Annotated in this window: 4 protein-coding genes and 1 tRNA gene; 4 read left to right on the top strand and 1 reads right to left on the bottom strand. The window is 63.4% G+C overall.

Annotation, left to right across the window (positions count from 1 at the left end; all coding sequences use genetic code 11):
• The 4 genes from RMN73_RS03140 to RMN73_RS03125 all read left to right on the top strand — a co-directional run.
• A partial coding sequence (locus tag RMN73_RS03140; protein WP_309601863.1) for a 2OG-Fe(II) oxygenase occupies positions 1-331 on the top strand: 331 nt, incomplete at its 5' end.
• A 193-nt stretch (positions 332-524) separates the two neighbouring features.
• Complete coding sequence (locus RMN73_RS03135) at positions 525-1,115, top strand: 5-formyltetrahydrofolate cyclo-ligase (protein ID WP_309601862.1); 591 nt, start codon at positions 525-527, stop codon at positions 1,113-1,115.
• Entirely contained in the window at positions 1,106-1,327 is a 222-nt protein-coding gene (locus RMN73_RS03130; RefSeq protein ID WP_309601861.1) for a DUF2842 domain-containing protein, read from the top strand. Before RMN73_RS03135 ends, RMN73_RS03130 begins: the two co-directional genes overlap by 10 nt.
• Before the next feature lie 48 nt (positions 1,328-1,375).
• Positions 1,376-2,416: a cell wall hydrolase gene (locus tag RMN73_RS03125; RefSeq protein WP_309601860.1), complete on the top strand. Its 1,041-nt coding sequence runs from the start codon at positions 1,376-1,378 to the stop codon at positions 2,414-2,416.
• A 29-nt stretch (positions 2,417-2,445) separates the two neighbouring features.
• Here RMN73_RS03125 and RMN73_RS03120 read toward each other — a convergent pair.
• Positions 2,446-2,522: transfer RNA gene (locus RMN73_RS03120), tRNA-Asp, on the bottom strand.
• Positions 2,523-2,570 lie beyond the last annotated feature (48 nt).

Below are 2,570 nucleotides of genomic sequence, written 5' to 3'. Positions count from 1 at the left end.
GATCATCGACCAATTGATCGCGCGGACGATGATCGACCACCGCGATTATCATGTGATGAATTATGCGTGGACCGCGCAAAGCTATATCCCGTGGCACAATGACGGCCATCGGCCCGAGGCGATCACGCTCTACCTCAACGATGAGTGGGATCTCGACTGGGGCGGATTATTCCTGTTTCGCGACCCCGACGACCAGATTCGCGCCTTCCCGCCCGCGTTCAATTGTGGGGTGAAGAACCACAATCATGTGCTCCACTCGACCACGCCGGTGAGCCTCGATGCCCCCGAGCCGCGCTTCACCGTCCAGCTTTTCTCGACTCGGGCCAGCTAATTTCACGGCAGCATTGAGGAACGAACCGCCAGCGCCTAGATAGGGAGCGACGGGTACTGCCCGGTACGAGGCCACGAAAATCCCTGAGGCGATTAAATATCCTAGGGAGCTGTCCCTGGTTGGACCCTGGTCCGGCACATATGGCCCCCACCTGACGTTTGTGGCGTCAGAGGATTTCCGGCAAACGGCCACGGTGGTCCCGTCACCCCCATCCTCCGCCGCAAGCGACAAGGCGCTGCTCCGGCTCGAAGCGCGGGCTCGGCGCAAGACGTTTGTCGCAGGCTTGTCGCGCCCCGAGCAGGACGAGCTTGAAGTGATACTGGCCGATCTGCTTCAGCCGTGGATCGAGAAAGCCAAGCGGGTTGCGGCTTATCATGCGATCGGCAGCGAGATTGACCCGGCGCTGGTGCTTGAAAGCGCGATGAAATTAGGCTGCACGACCGCCCTCCCCGCCTTCGCGAATGCCGACGGGCCGATGATTTTTCGCTCGGGCGCGGTGACGGAGGCTGGCCCGCATGGCATCGCCCAGCCCGCCAGCGACGCCGAGGCGATCATTCCCGACCTCGTGCTGGTCCCCTTGCTCGCGATTGATCGGCGCGGCACGCGGCTGGGCCAGGGCGGCGGCCATTACGACCGCGCATTGCCAGCGTTGCGGGCCGCCGGGGCAACGATCATCGGTATTGGCTGGGCGATGCAATTGGTGGATAGCGACTTTCCGACCGAGCCATGGGACGTCCCGCTCGACGGTTTTGCTTCACCCAAAGGAGTAACGAGATGGCGGTAATCCAGCCTAGCGGGCGTAAACTGGCCGGGACTGGCGCCATCCTGCTGTTGATCCTTGTTTTGGCAGTGCTCGTCGCATCGCTGGCGAACTATGTGTCGCGCTGGCCGGGGGTGCTCCAGGGCGCATTTTACCTCGTGATCGGGATCATCTGGATACTGCCGCTCAAGCCGTTGCTGCGCTGGATGGAGACCGGGCGGTTCAGGCAAGGCTAAGCCAAAACCTTGAAAAATGCGTGTTATTGGACTATATCACCCTATCCCATGATCAACGCGAAAACTCTTCACCCCGCCAATCTGTGGCGCAACCATCCGCGTGAAAGCGGAGTGATGGCGGTGCTTGCCTTGGTGAGCGCGGCGGTGATTGCCGGAACCGCGGGGTCAACCTTTAGCTTGTCCGACCGGGCCGAGGCAGCAGTGATGCCGCCACCGCCAGCGATGGAATATCGTGCGGTTGCGCCGGACGAAGCAGTCAAAATCAACAATCAAATCCCGATAGCGGGCCCCGCCGGCGCGGCGCGGCCGTTCCTCGGCCGCACTGCCAATGCGGCGGCGCAAGGTCGCGCACTCGATTGCCTGACCAGCGCGATCTATTACGAAGCCGGCCAGGAAAGCAGCGACGGCCAGCGCGCGGTTGCCCAGGTAATCCTCAACCGCGTCCGCCACCCCGCTTTCCCATCGAGCGTGTGCGGTGTCGTTTACGAAGGCTCGACCCGCCAGACCGGTTGCCAGTTCACCTTCACCTGCGACGGATCGATGGCGCGAACGCCAATGAACGACCCGTGGAACCGCGCGCGCCAGGTCGCTGCGGCCGCGCTCGCCGGATCGGTCTATGCGAATGTTGGCAATGCGACCCACTATCACGCTTATTATGTCGTGCCTTACTGGGCATCGAGCCTGGCCAAGACCGCCGTGGTCGGCGCGCATCTATTCTATCGCTGGAGCGGGGGCTGGGGTCTGCCGGGAGCGTTTGCCCAGGCCTATTCAGGGCGCGAAGCCGATCCGCGGGCACTCAAGCTGGCCGCGATGAGCATAATCCGCCAGCCAGCAGCGCCACAGGCGCCGACGGTGACGATGGTCGCTGGCGCGGCGGTCAAGGTCGAGCCCGACGGCAAGCGCGTCCGCGTATTGTTCACACCGCAAGCCCGCGCGGCGGTCGAGAAGATCGTGCACAAGCCCTATGTCGAGCGCGCTGGTGCATCCGACAATCTGCGCTGGGCGATGGGCGATGGCGCCCCGGCGGCGACCGAGCAGGCGTTCGGAGCCAAGCCGGCCGTGGCTGATCCATCGATCAAGGCGAATTGAGGGGGTCGCCACATTCCCGAATGAGGGAATGGCGCGAGTGACGGGACTTGAACCCGCGGCCTCCGGCGTGACAGGCCGGCGCTCTAACCAACTGAGCTACACCCGCTTAATTTTCGGCGTGGGCGGTCAACTAGGGTAGCCCCCAGATGCTGTC

The sequence above is a fragment of the Sphingomonas sp. genome (assembly GCF_031372575.1).
Taxonomy (GTDB): Bacteria; Pseudomonadota; Alphaproteobacteria; order Sphingomonadales; family Sphingomonadaceae; genus Sphingomicrobium.
The sequence above is the reverse complement of the archived record's forward strand: the minus strand, read 5'-3'. Positions and strand labels throughout refer to the sequence as shown.

Excerpts from the sequence above, each read along its gene's own strand:
- RMN73_RS03130 (WP_309601861.1), top strand. The coding sequence starts at position 1,106 with ATGGCGGTAATCCAGCCTAGCGGGCGTAAACTGGCCGGGACTGGCGCC.
- RMN73_RS03125 (WP_309601860.1), top strand. The coding sequence starts at position 1,376 with ATGATCAACGCGAAAACTCTTCACCCCGCCAATCTGTGGCGCAACCAT.